Source organism: Pseudomonas sp. R62, assembly GCF_000257605.1.
GTDB lineage: Bacteria > Pseudomonadota > Gammaproteobacteria > Pseudomonadales > Pseudomonadaceae > Aquipseudomonas > Aquipseudomonas atacamensis.
On record NZ_JH635999.1, the window covers coordinates 1,341,017 to 1,341,971 of the forward strand.

General features: G+C 57.2%; 2 protein-coding genes and 1 pseudogene. 1 reads left to right on the forward strand and 2 read right to left on the reverse strand.

The genetic code is table 11. The annotated features are described in order from the left end of the window. Positions 1-182 (forward strand): hypothetical protein (locus OQK_RS31700; RefSeq protein ID WP_238537257.1); only part of this gene is annotated, 182 nt, incomplete at its 5' end. Positions 183-359: 177 nt separating this feature from the next. Here OQK_RS31700 and OQK_RS24175 read toward each other — a convergent pair. Both OQK_RS24175 and OQK_RS30245 read right to left on the reverse strand, forming a co-directional pair. Continuing rightward, the gene (locus OQK_RS24175; protein WP_016774686.1) at positions 360-884 is read right to left on the reverse strand and encodes an AAA family ATPase; all 525 of its coding nucleotides are present in this window, start codon (positions 882-884) and stop codon (positions 360-362) included. Next, positions 881-955: pseudogene (locus OQK_RS30245) on the reverse strand (nicotinamide riboside transporter PnuC); the annotation flags it as partial. The gene OQK_RS24175 and the pseudogene OQK_RS30245, both read right to left, overlap by 4 nt.

A 955-nucleotide genomic window follows, 5' to 3' on the forward strand; every position in this document is an offset into this window, starting at 1 on the left:
GCAGGAGGCAGGTCAGGCTTTTATTGAAATTCCCCACGGCTGCAATTCCTTCTTCAGTGGGCTGGCTTATTCAGCGTTGTGAAGGAGAGAGCGAAAGCTGTGCCGGTTTTGAATTGTCCCGTTATTTCAATGTGTTAGGTGTTTTCCGGGAATGCTCAAAGCGGGCACTGTTTCAGCGCTGAGACACATGCAGGGGCGCTTGAACGATGCTTGACGTTGGAAAGCTCTGGAACAAGGGTTTGCGCCGATGTGTTTCATCGGCGTAACAGGTGACGTGACGGAGAGATGAACAGCGTTTGGACGGGGGCTTTGCGCGGTGAGGAGTGTTTCAAAAACGGACAGGTTCGTCCCAACGCAGCTCAGCTGGACAGCAAAAGCTCGACCGCCGCAAAGGCTTGGGCGTGCCGTTCGGCCCAATTGCCCTCGATAACTTGCAATGGCTGTTGATGCTCAATCAACCAGGCGCGCGTGGCTTCGAAAAATGCCATGCGATCCGCAAGATCCGGTTGGCAGCGTTGACCGTCTTCGGCCCAGTCGACCTGTTGCGGCGATAGCAGCAGGTGCAGGTCGTAATGGCGCGTGAGCAATTCGCTTTGCAGCCAGGTCGGGCAGTCGCCGAACAGGGTCTGGCTCCAGAGGATGTTGCTTAGCAGATGGGTGTCGAGAATCAGCAGTTCGGGTTGTTTCGCCCGTGCCTGATCTTCCCATTGCAACTGGCCCCTGGCGATATCAGGAATATCCGCGAGGCAAGTGTCGCGTGGGTTGTCTTCGATGAACCGACGAACATATTCATCAACGCGCACGCCGCCGAAACGCTGCTCAAGGCCTGCCGCCAGCCAGCTCTTGCCGGTGGATTCCGGGCCGGTGAGAACAACGACTTTCATGTGCGCAACGCCGGATCGGCACGCCATTCCCGCCAGCCTTGCACGGCGAGCAGGGTAAACAGCGCATACAG